Below are 16,725 nucleotides of genomic sequence, written 5' to 3'. Positions count from 1 at the left end.
TGCACCACATACGCCGCACCCTTCTCTGCCTGGTCCTGTTCAAGACAGGGCAAGACCAGCTCAACCGCCGCGCTTCAGGGTCTCGCGCGCGATCACCAATTGCTGAATCTGAGAAGTGCCCTCGTATATACGAAAGATGCGCACGTCGCGATAGAAGCGCTCGATACCATGACCGGCGACATATCCGGCGCCGCCGAAGATCTGCACCGCGCGATCGGCAACCCTGCCGACCATTTCAGACGCAAACAATTTTGAAGCGGCCGCCTCCAGTGTGATACTCTCGCCGGCGTCGAGCTTGCGCGCGGTCTCAAGCATTAGCGCTCGCGCGGCCAGCGCCTCGGTTTTGGAATCTGCGATCATCGCCTGGACGAGCTGGAACTCGGCGATAGGCTTGCCGAACTGGCGCCGTTCGGAGGCAAAGGCGACGCAATCGGAGATCAGCCGCTCGGCCACGCCGACGCACAAAGCCGAGAGGTGCAGCCGGCCGCGGTCGAGCACCTGCATCGCCACACGGAACCCGCTTCCCTCCTCGCCGAGGCGGTTCGCCGCGGGGACACGCACGCCGTCGAAGTTGACCGTGCAGATATGCGCACCCTGCTGGCCCATCTTGCGCTCGGGCGGCCCGACGCCCAACCCCGGCAATTCACTGGGTACAAGGAAAGCGGTGACGCCTGCCCCGCGCTTTTCATCCGGGTTGGTCCGCGCCATCACCGTGAACAGACCGGCCTTGTCGGCATTCGTGATATAGATCTTGGATCCGTCGAGAACATATTCGTTACCCTCGCGCCGCGCGCGTGTCCTGACCGAGCCAGAATCGCTGCCGGCCTCAGGCTCGGTCAGCGCGAAGCTGGTGATGATCTCTCCGCTCGCGATTCCCGGAAGCCAGCGGTGCTTCTGCTCATCATTGCCGAACATCACGAGGCCCTGGCTGCCGATGCCAACATTGGTGCCGAAGGCCGAGCGGAATGCCGGGCTGGTACGACCGATCTCAAGCGCGACGAGACTTTCATCTTCCATGGACAGCCCCAGCCCGCCGAATTCCTCCGGGATCGACAGGCCGAACAAGCCGAGCTGGCGCATTTCATCAATCACCTCGTTCGGGATCTCATCCGCCTCGGCGACCTTTGCCTCGATCGGCCGCAGCCGTTCGCTAACAAAACGGCGAATGGTGCCGATCAACTGATCTCGTGTCTCCAGATCGAGTGCCATGGCGGCATTTCCTTTCATCTTTTGATATTCACGACCGTATCGTTGCAGAGGCAGAAATAATGGTACGGCCGTCGTGTCCGATTGCGGCAAGACTGATTTCACCGCCGTCCCGCCGCCCCACAAGATGCATTTCAGGCCCCGCGAAAGCGGGCGTGCGGGCACGAAAGGCGAAGCTGGTGAGTACGTCCGAGCCGAGTTCACGCACGCACAAATCGAGCAGCAGGCTTGCCGTCAGCGGCCCTTGTACCACTAGGCCGGGATAGCCCTCAACCGCCGTCGCATAGGGAAGGTCATAGTGGATGCGGTGGCTATTAAAGGTTAACGCCGAATAGCGGAACAACAGCACCTCGTTCGGGACCATGTGCCGGTGCCAGGTCCAGTTTGATAGATCGGGCCGTGCTCCCCCCGTATTGGCCGTCGCCTGGACGGATCCCACCGCTTCACGATAGACGATCGTCTGTCGCTCGCGGATCGCGACGGTTCCACCCGCGCTGGTGACGTGATCGACCTCAACGAACGCAAGGCTGCCCGCGCTCCCGTCCTTTTCAGCGACCGACATTACCGTCGAAACACGTTCGATCTGCGCGCCGATCTGAAGCGGGGTATGGAAACTGACATCACTCGCCACCCACATCCGTCGCGGGAGCGCGATCGGCGGGAGGAACGCGCCCCGCACGGGATGCCCGTCACTGTCGATATCGGCCATGTTCGCATCCGGCAAGCACAGGCACCAATGGAAGCCGTGGGGCGCATCCGCGCCAATGGGTTGCGGCACGTCGAGCAGCGCGGCGAAGCGGTTCACCGCCGGTTGCGAAACCATGTCGTGCGTACGCAAAGGCTTCCCGAGCCAATCGTTCCAGCGTTGGCTCATCGTGCGACCCTCGCCATCAATAGGCCCTTGGCAGGCCAAGGACATGCTCGGCGAGATAGGATAGGATGAGATTCGTCGAGATCGGCGCGACCTGATAAAGGCGGTTCTCGCGGAACTTGCGCTCGATATCATATTCGGCGGCGAAGCCGAAGCCACCATGCGTTTGGACACAGGCCTCGGCCGCGGCCCAGCTTGCCTCGGCCGCGAGCATTTTCGCCATATTGGCTTCAGCTGCGGGGTTCTCGCCCGCCTCGTAGCGGCGCAGCGCGTCGTGAACCATCAACTCCGCGGCGCGCATCTGCGCATAGGCGCGGGCGATCGGGAACTGAATGCCTTGATTCTGTCCGATCGGCCGCCCGAAAACGCACCTTTCCCTGGCATAGGCGGCGGACTTGTCTATGAACCATTTGGCATCGCCAACGCATTCGGCAGCGATCAGTATCCGCTCGGCATTCATCCCGGACAAGATGTATCGGAAGCCCTTGCCCTCCTCGCCGATCAGATTGGCGCCAGGGATGGCCACATCGTCGAAGAAGATTTCGGTCGTCGAATGGTTCATCATGGTGTCGATAGGACGAATCGACATGCCCTTCCCGTGTGCTTCACGCATATCGACGAGGAAGGCCGAAAGGCCATCGGTGCGTTTTTCGACCTGGTCGCGGGGGGTCGTACGAGCGAGCAGCAGCATCAAGTCCGAATGCTCTGCGCGGGACGTCCATATTTTCTGCCCGTTCACAATGTAGCGATTGCCGTCGCGCTGCGCGAAAGTCGTGATAGACAAGGTGTCGGTGCCGCTTGACGGTTCGGTCACGGCGAATGCCTGGAGCCGCAGCGCGCCGCTGGCAATTCCGGGCAGATACTCGGCCTTCTGCGCCTGCGATCCATGGCGGAGCACCGTGCCCATGATGTACATTTGCGCATGGCAGGCGCCCCCATTACTACCCGAGCGGTGGATTTCCTCCAAGATCGCTGCGGCCGCCGAAAGCGGCAGCCCGGCACCGCCATATTCCTCCGGGATCAGCGCGGCGAGATAACCCGCGCTGTTCAACGCCTCGACAAACTCGCCCGGATAAGCGCGGTCCTTGTCCTTCGCGCGCCAATATTCGCCCGGGAAGTCGGCGCACAACTTGGCAACCTCTTCCCGGATCGCCTCATACGCCTCGGTCATCGTTCTGCGGTCCCGCGCTCGAGGAGACCACGTGCGATAATGTGCGCCTGTATCTCGGCCGCGCCTTCGAACACAGAGAGGATGCGCGCGTCGCACAGGATGCGGCTGATCTCGGTTTCCAGCGCATATCCGTTGCCCCCGTGGATCTGCAGGCTCGCGTCGGCGTTGGTCCAGGCAACCCGCGCGGCAAGCAGCTTCGCCATCCCTGCCTCTACGTCGCTGCGTCCGCCGGCGTCTTTGGTGCGCGCCGCAGCATAGGCCAGTTCGCGGGCAGCCACCGTCTCGAAAAGCATCGCAACGAGCTTGTCGGCAACCCGCGGGAAGTCGACCAGCGGGCGTCCGAACTGGTTGCGCGCAAGGGCGTAATCGATCCCGAGCTCGTACGCACGCCAGGCAACGCCGACCGCGCGCGCAGCAGTTTGGATGCGTGCGCCTTCAAAGGTGCGCATGAGTTGGCGAAAGCCTTCGCCCTCAACGTTCCCGAGCAGGCTCTCAGCGGATGCCTCGAAGCCATCGAAACTCAGCTCATATTCGCGCATACCACGATAGCCCAGGACCGCGATCTCGCTTCCGGCGAGACCAGGACCAGGGAACGGGTCGGTCTCGCTACCGCGCGGCTTGGCGAGCAGGAACATGCTGAGCCCACGATGGCCCTCGCCGCCGGTGCGTGCGAGCATGGTCATCAGATCGGTACGTGCGGCATGGGTGATCCAGGTCTTGGCGCCTGAGATGCGCCAGCTCCCGTCGGGCGCCGCCACCGCGCGCGTGGTCAGGCTGGCAAGGTCGGACCCGGCACCGGGCTCTGTGAACACCGCGGTTGGCAGAATCTCGCCGCTTGCCAGGCCCGACAGCCAGCGGGCCTTCTGAGCCTTGCTGCCGCCGAGCCCGATCAACTCGGCGGCGATTTCGCTACGCGTGCCAAGCGAACCAGCCCCGATCCAGCCGCGGCTCAGTTCCTCAGTCACGACGCACATTTCCAGCTTGCCAAGCCCAAGCCCGCCATATTCGGGATCGACGCATATGCCGAACGTCCCGAGTGCGCCGAGCTCTGCGATCAGCGCGTCCGGTATCAGCGCGTTGTCGAGATGCCAGCGATGTGCAAACGGCGTGATCCGCTCGGCGGTGAACCGTCGAAACTGAGCGCGGATTTCGTCGAGCGCTGCGTCGCCGGACGCCTCGTTCACGCTGGCCCCGGCACGCACCAGCGCGATCAGGCTGGCGCGGCTTTGCGCGTCCGCGCACGCGATCAGCGCGCAGACTGCAGGATCATCCACCATCCGGCGTGCCGACGCCTCGAGCCCCATTCGCCCGGGCCGAAAATATTCGTTGGGGCCGATGGCGAGTCCCCCTGCAAGCTGGCTGAGATAGTCGGCGAAGGCGAGGCGCAGGATCAGCGCATCGATTTCGCCGAAATCGCCACGCTCCTGCGCCGCCACCGCCCAGCCCATCAGCGCTTTGAGCGCGGCGATCGTCGTTTCAATCCAGGCATAGCCATGGGCATCATGCTGATGGTGATCGAGCAGCGCGGGATTGACTGCGGCGCCCTCACCGACATTGCCCAGGAGCCGGCTACGAACGTCGGCGGCGAAGCTGCGCGCTGCGTCAAGCGCCGCTGCCGTCTGGTCGACCAGAGCCTCGAGCGACGGATAAGCCGAACAGCCCATCTCAACCCGCGGCCACGATGCCGCTGTCGTGCAGCTTGCCGACCTCGCCGGAGCTTAGGCCAAGCACGTTGGCGAGAATCTCATCGGTATGCTCGCCGAGCCGCGGCGCCCGGGCCGGTGGCAGCCGTTCGGCTTTTGGGATTGTGGCCGGCGCGCCGGGTATCGGGTAACGTGCACCGCTTGGCTGCTCGACCTCGGTAAAGATCGGATTGGCACGGACCAGATCGGGATCATCGGCAGCTTCCCGCATACTCTGGTAGGGACTCCAGCAAACCCCGAGCGGTTCGAACGCGCAGGCAAGATCGGCGAGTGTGCGCTTGGCGACCGCCTCCTCGACCAACGGCACCAGCTTATCGCGATGCTCGAAGCGGATACCTTCATCGCGTGCGAACGAAACGCCCTGCCCGGCCTCGATCTGTGCGACCCCTTGGGCAATGCCGAGCGCCTCAACGAGACCTTGCCATTGGCGCACAGTAAGCGCCATCAGCATCAGCCGGTGGCCGTCGGTGGTTGTAAAATCGCGCCCGAACGCACCAAATATCTGGTTGCCGAGCCGTGGCCGGTTCGCATCGCTGTCGAGCACTTCGGCAAGCATACCAAGGTTGGCGACACTGGCGATCGCCATATCCGCCAAGGGGACGCGCACTTCCTGGCCAGCGCCGGTATCGCGTCGATGGCGTTCGGCAGCAAGGAAAGCAAAAGCGGAATAGGCACCGGTCAGCAAATCCCAGGCGGGCAGCACATGATTGACCACCGCATCGCCAAGGCCGGACGGTCCGGTGATCTGGGGAAAGCCGACCGCGCAATTGACGGTGTGGTCTAGCGCGGGACCGCCATCGGCGCGGCCCATGATCCGCAGCGTGACGAGGTCCGGCCGCAATGCAGAAAGGCGTTCATGCGACAGAAACCCTTCGACAGGATAGTTCGTGACGAACAGTCCGCCCGTTGGCCCTGGCGCGGTAATCAAGGTGATCGCAAGTGCGCGGCCTTCAGCACTTGCGAGATTGATCGCAATCGACTTCTTGCCCTTGTTGAGCGATTCCCAATAGAGACTGGCTCCGTTCTTCGCGCGCGGCCAGCGCCTGAAATCGGGCCCACCGCCAATCTGATCAAAGCGGATCACCTCGGCCCCCATTTGCGCCAGATACATGCCGCAAGTGGGAGAGGCGACGAACGATGACGCCTCGACCACGCGCATCCTGTCAAGCAGCCGGTACATCGCCGATCAGCCCGGCGTAGCGCGCGGGCGTGCCGCAGTTCCGGCCTGGTAACTACGCATCCGGAAGGCCCACGATGGCGACCGCACTGACATTCTGGTTGGGCATACCGCCAAGGTTGTGCGACAGGGCGAGCCTTGGCGGTGTGCTGCGCTGGCGTTCGCCCGCGCGCCCGAGCAATTGCAGATAATTCTCGTAGATCATGCGCAGTCCCGACGCGCCGATCGGATGGCCAAAGCATTTGAGTCCGCCGTCAATTTGGCAAGGCACCTTGCCGTCGGCATCGAAGAAGCCGTTGAGCACGTCCTTCCAACCCTCGCCTTCGGGACTGATGTAAAGGTCTTCCATCGTTACTAATTCGGTGATCGAGAAGCAGTCGTGAACCTCGATTAGGCTGATTTCGTCTCTCGGGTTGGTGACACCGGCCTCGTCATAAGCCTTGACGGCGGCGGTACGCGTGGTGTGGAAATAGCTTCCGTTCCAGACCGTGCCCTGGCTCTCCCACCCGTTGGAGGTGACGATTTGTAGCGCCTTGACTGTTACCAGGTCCCGCTTGCCCAGCGTACGGGCGATCTCGGGTGTCGTGACGATCGCGCAGGCCGCGCCGTCGGAAACACCGCAACAATCGAAAAGCCCCAGCGGATCGGCAATCATCGGCGCGTTCATGACTGTGTCAATGTCGATCAACTTGCGCAAGTGTGCTTTAGGGTTTTTCGCACCATTGGCGTGGCTCTTTACCGAAACATGTGCCATCGCCAGCTTGAGGTCGTCCTTCGACACCCCATGCGCGTTGCGATAGGCCGCAGCGAGCTGGGCGAAATTGCCGGGTGCAGAGCCAGTGACGCCGATCATGTCGAAGGTCGACCCGCGCGTGCGCACCGGCAGCCCGCCATAGCCGGTATCCTTGAGCTTCTCGACCCCGACCGCGAGCGCAATGTCGGCGGCACCCGATGCGACGGCATAGACGGCGCCGCGAAACGCCTCGGTGCCGCTGGCGCAATAATTCTCCACCTTGGTGACGCCGATATTGGGCAGGCGCAGCGCGGTGGCGAGCGGGATGCCGGACGGGCCGATATTGACCGCGTCGAACGCCACGCTCAGCCATGCAGCGTCGATCTGCGAGGTGTCGATGCCCGCGTCGGCGATGGCTTCCTGAAAGGCCTCGACGGCGAGCTGCTCGGCGTCCTTGTCCCAGCGTTCGCCAAACTTCGCGCACCCCATGCCGAGGATTGCGACCTTGTCCTTGATGCCTTTAGCCATCGGATCACTCCCCCGCTGCCGGTTGCTGCACCGGCACGGCTTTCCAGAAATACTTGATGAAATCGCGTTTCTCGTCGACCGCCTTGATGCGGAACATCATCTTCATCGCCAAGCCGACCTCGATGCTCTCGGCATCGACATCGGCGAATTCGGTAAACATCCGCCCGCCGCCCTCGAAATCGATCATGCCATAATATTGCGGCGGGGCAGGCGAATAGGTCAAGCTGTCGGCGGTGTAGGTGACGATCCGCGCCTGCTTTTCGGCGAGCGGATAATCTTCCTGCGTGCCAATGGCACGGTCGTTCGGATTGACGCTGATTTCCGAGCGCGGGAACTGGACGGTCCCGGTCTTGGTGCAGCGCCCGCCGACCAGACCAAGCACTGTCTTGCGGTTGCGGAACAAGGTTGTGCCGGGCTGCTTTTGGTCGGCCTCGGCACGCATGCCACGGTCGAGATCGAGCAGGCCGCGGTGGAACAGGAAGCGCAGGTAATTCTCATCCGCCTTGCCGCGCGCAAGCGCGCCGGAAAAGCCGTCACGCCTCGGCAGGTTAGCGATGGCTTCGGTCGTCTCGAACAGCAGCACGTCGCAACCCTGGCCGAAGCCGACCAGCATGATCGTCTCGCCGGGCCTTGCCTGTTCCAGCGCCGCCGCCAGCATCAGCAGCGGATGGGCAACTCCACTGTCGCCGACGTTCGGCGCAAGGGTATCGGCAACGGCGGCGGCGGGCACGCCAAGCTTTTTTGCAAGGCCTTCGGGCACGCCACGCACGGTGATGGGGATCAGGAGGCGGTCGATCTTCGCCGGATCAACGACAAGAGTTTCGATCGCAGCGGCGAGCGCATCGCCGAGGAGCATGGAGTAGCCCTCGTCGCGGATCCAGCGGCTTTCCCACGTATAATCGAAGTCGGCTCCCGATGCTCGGAAATGGTCGACGAAGTCGAGCGTCACACTGTGTGACCCGATAAAGCGCGCAATCGGATCGCCAGTGCCAACGAGTATCGCGGCGGCAGCGTCGCCCTGGACCAGTTCCCCTTCTGATGCGGGACGCGCCTTGCGCAACTCGGACGCGACGCAAAGCTGCGTTCCCCCGTTTACTCCGGCGTTCAGCGCCTGAATAAGCGACGATGTGCCAGCACGCTGGCTTCCCGCGACGTCCAGCGCTGAGATGCTGTCCGACAAAGTCAGCGCTTCTTTGACTATGCCGCTGTTTAGCCGATCGGCAAAGGGGTGGGTGGTCGAGGCGAGCGACAGCGCTGTGACTGTGCCGCGGTCAAACCCGGTGAGGCAATCGCGCGCCGCCTCGACTGCCATCGTGACGCTGTCCTCATCCCAGTTGGCAATCGCACGCTCGCCCATCGCGAGGCCTTTGAGGCCGGCCGCAAACCAAGCGTTGGCCGCGAATATCGCCGAACGTTGCAGCCGCAAGCGAGGTATGTAGGCACCATAGGAAAGGATTCCGGAATTGGCGTTCATGATGGTGCCATCTCCGCATAACCGTTGTTGAGAACGACCACACTGCGCTCCTCAGCAGTCGCTCGGAAGGCGGCGCGGTCGCCATCCTCACGCCAAATTTCTACCCTGATCGTCTCCCCCGGAAAGACTGGGCTCGAGAAGCGTACATCCATCCGCTTAAGCAGCGTTGGATCGTTACCGCATAGAGCCGACAGAACAGCGCGGCCCGCAATGCCGTATGTACACAGGCCATGTAGGATTGGACGCGGGAACCCTGCTGCGCGCGCCACGTCCAAATCGGCGTGCAGCGGATTATAATCGCCTGACAGCCTGTAGATCAGCGCCTGTTTCTCATCGGTGGGCAGCTTCACGACATGGTCAGGTGCGCGATCGTCCGGGAGCGGACGGGGGCGAGGAGCGCCATCGGCCTGGCCGCCAAAACCGCCGTCGCCGCGCAGGAGCAGAGTATTGCGCACCGTCGCGAGGTGTATACCGGTAGAATTCTCGATACGACGCGAGGTAAGTATGATCGCGCCCTTGTCCACGCCCTTATCGAAAATGGCATCAATGCATGTACGGCCCAAAAGATCGCCTTCTGTGGGAAGTGTCGCAAACAGTTCAACCGAGGTCTCACCATGAAGGATCTTCTGCCATGAAATGCCGTAAGCAGGATCCTGCCAGAAGAAGCCGGGATAGGCGAGTACCACTGCCATTGACGGCAGGGCCTGCAACCCCTTCTCGTACACGAAGCGCAAATCATCAGCACCCACACCCAAAGCGTATAAGATCGTGTCACGTTTGGTGAAGCTGTGCCGGGTTTCCTGAGGCGGTAGCTGTAGCAGTCGATCCGGGTCGAGCGCCACCTCAGATAGGATCCCAGCTGAAAATATCTGTCGATCTCTGCAGCGGGTGGAAGCTGGGCTTAAGCGCAGGCAGCAATTCGCTCGCGATCGTCTCGACGGTCCAGCCGTCGGAGCGGTGTACAGAGCGGAGCGGACGCGGCACGCTGAAAAGGAAAATCTCGTTCTTTCTAACCGCAAATATCTGACCGCTCACATCTTTCGATGCGTCGCTGGCGAGGAATGCGGCAAACGGCGCGATCTTTGCCGCCGACATCGACTTCATTCGCTCGACGCGACGCTTGTCGTCCTCGGTCTCGGCCTGGATCGTGCCTATCATTCGGCTCCAGGCAAAGGGCGCGATGCAGTTTGAGCGTATGCCAAAGCGCTGCATGTCGAGCGCAATCGAGTTTGATAAGCCCACAATGCCCAGCTTCGCGGCGGAGTAATTCGCTTGACCAAAATTGCCGATCAATCCTGACGTTGACGTGAAATGGATGAATGCCCCGGAGCCCTGCTCCTTGAAGTGCGGCGCAGCAGCTTGCGACACGAGGAAGCTACCATGCAGATGAACGTCTATCACGGCGCGCCATTCGGCCTCATTCATTCGGTGAAAAATGCGGTCGCGAAGGATACCGGCGTTGTTCACCACGGCGTCGATGCGTCCAAAGGTGTTGACCGCATCCTCGATAATCGAAGCCGCGCCAGACGAATCAGTGACACTGGCGAGATTAGCGCACGCCTTGCCGCCCGCCGCCTCGATCTCGGCAACCACTTGTGATGCGGGACCCGCATCCTTGCCTTCGCCCGAAGAGGAAGTTCCAAAATCATTGACTACAACGCAGGCGCCTTCGCGAGCGCAAAGCAACGCGATCTCACGACCAATCCCTCCTCCCGCGCCAGTCACAGCAACGACCTTATCCTCAAGCATTCCCACCCTTCGCATCTCCCTGTATTGCCGTGGCTCTCCCTCAAGCTCGGCTGAATCCTCATGCTAGCCAAACGCGGTTCAAAGCCAGCGCCATGACCACTCCGTCACCGAGCCACGGATGCCGACCGCCATCATTCCGCCGGTTGGATTGTCGAGTCTCTAGATTGACGATAGGCTAGATGAGATGCGATGTTTTCTGGCTTGAGCCCGAATGCTGTCTGCCTGCTGATGTCCTGACGGTTGATCTCGTCATATTTAACGAAATAGGCCCTGTGCATCCGGTAGAAAGGAATTTCCGGATAGAGATGATGGATCAAGTGGTAATTCTGATAGACCAGCAATGGCGTCAGCAGCCATTCCCATCCATAGCGCATCGTTGTCGCCATGTAGGGCTGCTCGTCCTGCGCGACCATAGCCGGATAGTGCGGCAGAATCACGAAAACCACAGCAATCAGGAATAACGTTATGCGCGAGGGCAGGAACCATAGCATGAACAGTTCAAAACCAAATCCAAAATAGATCGCACCTACGAACAAGGAGAGCAAACCGCTATAGAACAGGACGAGTTCTTTCCCGTGTCTCTTGCGAACGCTCTGGCCTCGTTTCAGGAAGTAGTGGATGTACGCACCATCAAAAAACGTCCAACGGAAGGGCACCTGCCACCAAGGTGATTCATGCTCGAAGCGATCGGGGTCGAGTGGACCATTGGCGTAACTGTGATGCTTGTTGTGTACCCAGCGTAATAGCACCATCGGCGCATAGGGGAACAAGAAGAAGAGCCCGATCGCCCCAATCGACTCATTCAGCCATTTTACTCTCGAGAGAGAATAATGCGCTGCGTCGTGTATTACGCTGAAAAGTAGGTAAGTGATCAAGCCGTTGGCAATGGTGCCAAGCCAAATGGGCATCTTCCCCGTCAAGGAGAGATACCAGACGCAGCCGATACCGCCCATCGAGGCGACAAACAACAAGGCGGTTGGCAGCGCCAGCACTGGAGGTTGGCGAAGTTGCTCAAAATATTCTTGCTGGCTTTTTGGAAAAGCACTCGCAACCATGCCACGTCTCCCGAATTCTTACTTGTTGATGGGGGCAGCCAATCAAGTTTAGCACCCCGTCTGCCAATTGGCCAATTACGGTCCGCGCGTCCCAATTTTGGCTGTCGTTCAACAGCTTTAGCTATAGCAGGTGTTGCATAATATGCAACACCTATCACCGGATCGTCATATCGGATAGACCAAATATCGTGGAAGCACAGAGGTATCGAGCTCAGCCCGCCGCGACAATAGCTTCAGCCCGCCATTCTTTTGTTGCCGCACGCTGTCAAGATATTGGCCTGCGGCAAGCACCTGGGTGATGCCACTGTCTTTAGGCGTCATGAACACGGAAAAGTTGGACCGCATTTCCAAAGTGGCTGTATCGGCTCGATGATAGCTGGTCAATTGCACGAAATGACGTGTACGATAGTCCTGAAATGTGCCGACCCAAATGTCATTTACGAAAGTGACGCGATCCTCGAGCCTCGCCCGGCAGTCGTCGTACATAAAGCCAAGGGCAAGTCCGTGCTCTGAATTTTCCGCCGAACGGCAGAAATACGACGCATTCTCCTCGTCCGCGTAATTATCAAGCCATCTCTGCATATCTTTGCTATCAAGCGCGTCAGCATCCGCTAGCAGAACGGCATTGAGCGCCGCTTCAAGCGACATATCTGTCTCTATCATGCCGTCGCCCTCTCGAAACCCATGACCGACCGATAATATTCCCAGCGCGGCAGATTACCGCTCTCGTCGTTTTGAAGGAACTCCGATTCCAGCTTCAAAGGGTCATGCACTCCCTTTTGGAAGATGGCAGAGCCGGGCGTATGATTTCCGATATGGATGCGATGGAAAATCGAGGCATCTTCCATGCTGATCAGGCCGCATGGCCCCAGCAGGTTTGAACTTTGCCGCAGTCTGTGCCGAACCATGTCCTCGTCGTCATCCTGATGCGCGAAATAGGCATAGTGGACCTCGACCGTCTCAGCATCGATTGGTGTCGCAAAACGCAAATTAATGACATCAAGATGCTTCGTCGAAACAAAAGTGGGAAAGAGAGAAACGATCCGTGAGCCGACCGCCGGATCCTGCCCTTTGAATTCGATCAGCGATTTGTCTTTCAGCACGGTGGGCCCGGTTGCCACAGAAAGCGCAGATTCGAAACAAATGTGGCCGCGTTTTGTTGCTGTAAACTGGCGACCGTTGCCGCCTTGCCAGTTAAGCATCTTGAACGCCTGATGAAGCAATGGGGCATGATAGCCATCATTGTCGGTGTACGACTTCCAGTTCGTATCATAGCGCACTTTCTGGTAGCCGAGCAGTTTGAGACGCCCATCGCCTGCTAGCAGTTCGCGCAACGTATTCTGCGAATCTCCAAGATATGCCAATAGCGGCTCGGTTTCTGATGAGAGCGTGACGAAAACAAGGCCGAAAAAAATGTCAAACCGCGGCTGGGCAAGCGGATAGTCTGCTTTGTTGAAGCCGGGAAGAAATTCCCGAGGGTTCGGACAGCCGACCAGATCGCCTTTCGAATCGAACAGCCAACGGTGATAGGGGCATTCAAATTCGGTCTTGTTGCCCATGACCGCCGTTTCGAGTTGATTGCCGCGGTGCGAGCACGCGTTATAAAACACCCGCACCACGCCCTCGACGTCGCGCCCGATAAGCAGTGGCACACCCGACAATCGGTATGTCTTGAAATCACCTGCGTTAGGCAATTCACTTTCATGAGCGACCGGATGCCATTCAGTACCGTGGAAGATACGCTTGACCTCTTCCGCGTATATGTCCTCTCGGACAAAAGCCTCTTTTGGAACTTCATTGTAGTTTTTTGGCCAGGACAACTTCATTTCGGTCATCGCTCTCTCCCAGTTATCACGCTTATCTTATTTCTCGGCTTCGAGCGCTCTGCCGAGATCCGCCCACATAATGCCCGATTTACGGGCACCTTCCAGGAACGGTTCGGGACATAGATGATAGGGCGGGCGCACCGGACCAGCTTTCATCCACCCACCTGCATTCATCCGAGCCTTTTCAAGCGCGATGTTGTACGTTGAGAAGTCTTTGAAACTCCCATTAGGAAACAGCGGCGCTGCGGTAGGACCGAGCAGCGCCTGAAAGGCACGTGCCTCCTTCCAGTTACCGGTCGAGCGCGCGTTCAACACTACATCGCGCAAGGTAGTGGTTACCAACGGGCAACATACAGCACCACTCGACCAGAATGCGTCGATCGAATCGTCCATGCGGGCCGCAGCATAGTAGTCGAAGTCGATCGGCAATAGCTTTATGCGGCCCCGGATCGTTGCAAGGTCTGCCAGTAGATTGCCGACACCGATATATTTCGCTGTTACGACCTGAGGAATATCAGCCACCTGACCCCAGAAGGAGCGCGAAAATTCGAATTTGAAGGCTTCGGGATTGGCATAGATCGCTATGTTCATCTCTGGTACGGCTTCAGCGACATCCTTGTAGAACTGGACTGCAACCTCAAGACTTGGCGCGCACCACATAGGAACTCCAAGCATTGTACCATCCGCACCGAGCTCTAGTGCTTGCCGGGTCAATGTTACGGTATCGCGGGTATTGAGACAGGTTGTGCCGACAAATATTGGCACTCGACCGGCTGCGGCATCAACCAGCGCCTTTATGAAATCGAGCTTTTCCCCGTGAGTCATAGTCGCCGCTTCGCCAAGCGTCCCCATGCTGAGTATCCCGTTTATACCCGCCTCTACCAGGCCATTTACAACGCGAGCAGTTTCATCGAGATCTACGGTATTCGTCGCTCTCCAATCCGACGCATTATCCTTCGCCGGAGTGGGAATAATCGCCCACGCACCTGTCACCTCACTAGGGGTCATAAGTCTATGGGTCATCTTCGTGGCTCTCCTAACATTTGGTCCGATGATGCAGCCGAGCTGCTGGACGTTATTCATTGTGTAATGCTTTGCCTTGCATGACACAAGGCGAGAGGATAAACAAGGGCAGCGCGATACGGCTTTTCGGTTCGTTGCGTGAGCTCGCTAAGGATGGACGCCCTAATTATGACTTCGACAAGACGGTTCGATAAACAAGTCGCAGTCGTGACGGGTGGAGCGCAGGGGATCGGGCTAGCCACCGCCACACGCATGGCGGAAGAGGGTGCGATCGTAATCATCGCCGACCGCGCCGTTGAGGCTACGCGGGCTGCGGTCGAACGGCTGCAGACCAGTGGCGCGAATGTCCACGCCGCCAACTTCGACCTAGAGACTTGCGAGGGGGCCGTCGAACTGTACCGGCTGGTTGCCGATCGCTTCGGAAGAATCGATGTGGCGGTTCACAACGTTGGCGGTACTATTTGGGCCAAACCCTACTGGGACTATACATCAGACGAGATCATAGCTGAAATAAACCGGTCATTGTGGCCGACTCTTTGGTCCTGCCACGCCGTTTTACCCTTTATGTTGGCAGCCGGGCGCGGTTCCATTGTCAACATCGGTTCTGTCGCCACGCGCGGCGTAAACCGGGTGCCTTATGCTGCGGCCAAGGGTGGGGTCGCTGCATTGACTGCCGCTTTATCGCTTGAACTGGAAACGAGCGGAGTTCGCATCAACTGCGTTGCGCCGGGCGGTGTCAATGTGACGCGTGTAACGCCACGCGATCCTGTTCCGATGACCGATGCTGTGAAATCAGGCTTTGTAAAGGTCATGGAGCAGACCGTGCGCGACACCCCAATGGCCCGGTTCGGCGAACCCGAGGAACTCGCCGCAGCAATTTGCTTTTTCGCCTCTGAGGAAGCGTCCTATATCACCGGGCAGACTCTATTCGTTGCAGGCGGAGGGATCGGATAAGAACCCTCAGCTTAGCCAAAAAATGGCTAAGCTGCCTGCTGGAGCAATTCGCGTAAAGACACGCCTGTATCGCCTAGCCGATCCGCGCCGGCGCTCAACCGACGTTCGACAAGTCGCTTGCCTATCCCCATATCAGCGGCCCTGTTGACGGTGAGGACGCCGTCAATGATTTTGTCTGACAGGAAGAAAGCAACGAAAGCGTTGCTTTCGATATCCCCGCGAACGACGATTTCTGCCTGCACCGGAATTTGTCCCGAAAACTGAATGTTCAAATCGAACTGATCGCTCCAATACCACATCGGCTTACAGTAAGCGACCTCATGGCCCAGCATAGCCAAGGCTGCAGCCTGAGCTTGGTCGACCGCGTTCTGATATGTTTCCTGCCGGAAGCGTCCGCCAAAAAAACCATCCTGCTCGGCCACATCACCTGCGGCAAATACCGCCGGATTACTGGTCTGGCATCGACGATCGACAACGATCCCGTTGTTCACTGTCAAACCTGCGTCAATCGCAAGAGACGTTGCGGGAATGATCCCCACTCCGACAACGACAGCATCGCAGGGGATGAGAGTGCCGTCGTCTATCTCGACAGCGGAGACACGCTCGTTCGCGAATTTGAATCCCGTTACGCCTCGGTTGAAATGAGTTTTGACGCCTCGCTTGCGGTGCTCATTGCCGAGCCACTGCCCGAACCGCTTGCCAAGCGCCCGCTCCATCGGCGCCGCCAACGGCTCAACTACGGTCACATCACAGCCCAGCTTGATCGCACTAGCGGCCACTTCAGCGCCAATCACGCCCATCCCCACGATGACGACCCGCGCCCCCGGCCGAAGATCGACGGCCATTCTGGCGGCGTCTTCACAAGTGCGCAGATAATGCACGTTGGAGCATTCAGCGCCTGCTAAGTTGAGCTTGCGGGCGTGTCCACCGGTCGCTAGCAGTACCTTGTCAGCGATGACCATCTGCCCGCCCGCCAGGCGCACTCCGCCCCCGGTCAAATCCAGTGATTCGACCCGTGTATTAAGCAGCAGATCGATCCTGTTCTGGGCGTACCATTCTTCATCCTGCAGGAAAAAATTGGCTGGAGCTTGGGAAGTATTCCAAAGGAACTCCTTTGATAAAGGCGGCCGTTCGTAGGGCCTCAAAGGCTCCTCACCGATCAGCGATATCCGACCGTCGAATCCAGCCTGCCGCAGCGCCTCTGCCGCTCGCCCACCAGCGAGATTGGCACCTACTATCGCTACCGATCGCAATT

15 protein-coding genes are annotated in these 16,725 nt (G+C 59.5%); 1 reads left to right on the top strand and 14 read right to left on the bottom strand.

Going from position 1 to position 16,725, the window contains the following annotated elements:
• Positions 1 to 60: 60 nt before the first annotated feature.
• From SPBM01_RS14160 to SPBM01_RS14100, 13 genes are all read right to left on the bottom strand, one after another.
• Positions 61 to 1,209: an acyl-CoA dehydrogenase family protein gene (locus SPBM01_RS14160; protein ID WP_096063729.1), complete on the bottom strand. Its 1,149-nt coding sequence runs from the start codon at positions 1,207 to 1,209 to the stop codon at positions 61 to 63.
• 28 nt (positions 1,210 to 1,237) lie between these two features.
• Positions 1,238 to 2,080: a MaoC family dehydratase N-terminal domain-containing protein gene (locus SPBM01_RS14155; RefSeq protein ID WP_096063719.1), complete on the bottom strand. Its 843-nt coding sequence runs from the start codon at positions 2,078 to 2,080 to the stop codon at positions 1,238 to 1,240.
• A 16-nt stretch (positions 2,081 to 2,096) separates the two neighbouring features.
• Positions 2,097 to 3,248: an acyl-CoA dehydrogenase family protein gene (locus SPBM01_RS14150; protein WP_096063720.1), complete on the bottom strand. Its 1,152-nt coding sequence runs from the start codon at positions 3,246 to 3,248 to the stop codon at positions 2,097 to 2,099.
• The gene (locus SPBM01_RS14145; RefSeq protein ID WP_169575437.1) at positions 3,245 to 4,912 is read right to left on the bottom strand and encodes an acyl-CoA dehydrogenase family protein; all 1,668 of its coding nucleotides are present in this window, start codon (positions 4,910 to 4,912) and stop codon (positions 3,245 to 3,247) included. The genes SPBM01_RS14150 and SPBM01_RS14145 overlap by 4 nt, the downstream gene beginning before the upstream one ends.
• 1 nt (position 4,913) lies before the next feature.
• Complete coding sequence (locus tag SPBM01_RS14140; RefSeq protein ID WP_169575436.1) at positions 4,914 to 6,131, bottom strand: CoA transferase; 1,218 nt, start codon at positions 6,129 to 6,131, stop codon at positions 4,914 to 4,916.
• A 52-nt stretch (positions 6,132 to 6,183) separates the two neighbouring features.
• Positions 6,184 to 7,389, bottom strand: coding sequence for an acetyl-CoA acetyltransferase (locus tag SPBM01_RS14135; RefSeq protein ID WP_088189910.1), 1,206 nt, complete (start codon positions 7,387 to 7,389; stop codon positions 6,184 to 6,186).
• Positions 7,390 to 7,393: 4 nt separating this feature from the next.
• Positions 7,394 to 8,863: a hydroxymethylglutaryl-CoA synthase family protein gene (locus tag SPBM01_RS14130; protein ID WP_169575435.1), complete on the bottom strand. Its 1,470-nt coding sequence runs from the start codon at positions 8,861 to 8,863 to the stop codon at positions 7,394 to 7,396.
• Positions 8,860 to 9,705: a MaoC family dehydratase gene (locus tag SPBM01_RS14125; RefSeq protein ID WP_088189912.1), complete on the bottom strand. Its 846-nt coding sequence runs from the start codon at positions 9,703 to 9,705 to the stop codon at positions 8,860 to 8,862. The genes SPBM01_RS14130 and SPBM01_RS14125 overlap by 4 nt, the downstream gene beginning before the upstream one ends.
• Position 9,706: 1 nt before the next feature.
• Positions 9,707 to 10,612, bottom strand: coding sequence for an SDR family NAD(P)-dependent oxidoreductase (locus tag SPBM01_RS14120; RefSeq protein ID WP_088189913.1), 906 nt, complete (start codon positions 10,610 to 10,612; stop codon positions 9,707 to 9,709).
• 131 nt (positions 10,613 to 10,743) lie between these two features.
• Positions 10,744 to 11,667 carry a fatty acid desaturase gene (locus SPBM01_RS14115; RefSeq protein ID WP_088189914.1) on the bottom strand — a complete coding sequence of 308 codons (924 nt, stop codon included), beginning with the start codon at positions 11,665 to 11,667 and terminating at the stop codon, positions 10,744 to 10,746.
• Between the two features lie 165 nt (positions 11,668 to 11,832).
• Positions 11,833 to 12,330, bottom strand: coding sequence for an aromatic-ring-hydroxylating dioxygenase subunit beta (locus SPBM01_RS14110; RefSeq protein WP_088189915.1), 498 nt, complete (start codon positions 12,328 to 12,330; stop codon positions 11,833 to 11,835).
• Positions 12,327 to 13,502 (bottom strand): aromatic ring-hydroxylating oxygenase subunit alpha, encoded by a 1,176-nt coding sequence (locus tag SPBM01_RS14105; RefSeq protein WP_096063727.1) that lies wholly within the window; start codon positions 13,500 to 13,502, stop codon positions 12,327 to 12,329. The genes SPBM01_RS14110 and SPBM01_RS14105 overlap by 4 nt, the downstream gene beginning before the upstream one ends.
• Positions 13,503 to 13,529: 27 nt before the next feature.
• Positions 13,530 to 14,516, bottom strand: coding sequence for a dihydrodipicolinate synthase family protein (locus SPBM01_RS14100; protein WP_119748729.1), 987 nt, complete (start codon positions 14,514 to 14,516; stop codon positions 13,530 to 13,532).
• A gap of 168 nt (positions 14,517 to 14,684) precedes the next feature.
• Here SPBM01_RS14100 and SPBM01_RS14095 point away from each other — a divergent pair, with 168 nt between their 5' ends.
• Positions 14,685 to 15,470, top strand: a complete 786-nt coding sequence (locus SPBM01_RS14095; RefSeq protein WP_088189970.1) for a 1,6-dihydroxycyclohexa-2,4-diene-1-carboxylate dehydrogenase — start codon at positions 14,685 to 14,687, stop codon at positions 15,468 to 15,470.
• Between the two features lie 26 nt (positions 15,471 to 15,496).
• Here SPBM01_RS14095 and SPBM01_RS14090 read toward each other — a convergent pair whose 3' ends face one another.
• On the bottom strand, positions 15,497 to 16,723 hold the full coding sequence (locus SPBM01_RS14090; RefSeq protein ID WP_088189917.1) for an NAD(P)/FAD-dependent oxidoreductase: 1,227 nt from the start codon (positions 16,721 to 16,723) through the stop codon (positions 15,497 to 15,499).
• Positions 16,724 to 16,725: the final 2 nt, after the last annotated feature.

Origin of the sequence: Sphingobium sp. KCTC 72723 (genome assembly GCF_014280435.1) — a bacterium.
In the GTDB taxonomy this organism is placed as follows: domain Bacteria; phylum Pseudomonadota; class Alphaproteobacteria; order Sphingomonadales; family Sphingomonadaceae; genus Sphingobium.
The sequence above is the reverse complement of the archived record's forward strand: the minus strand, read 5'-3'. Positions and strand labels throughout refer to the sequence as shown.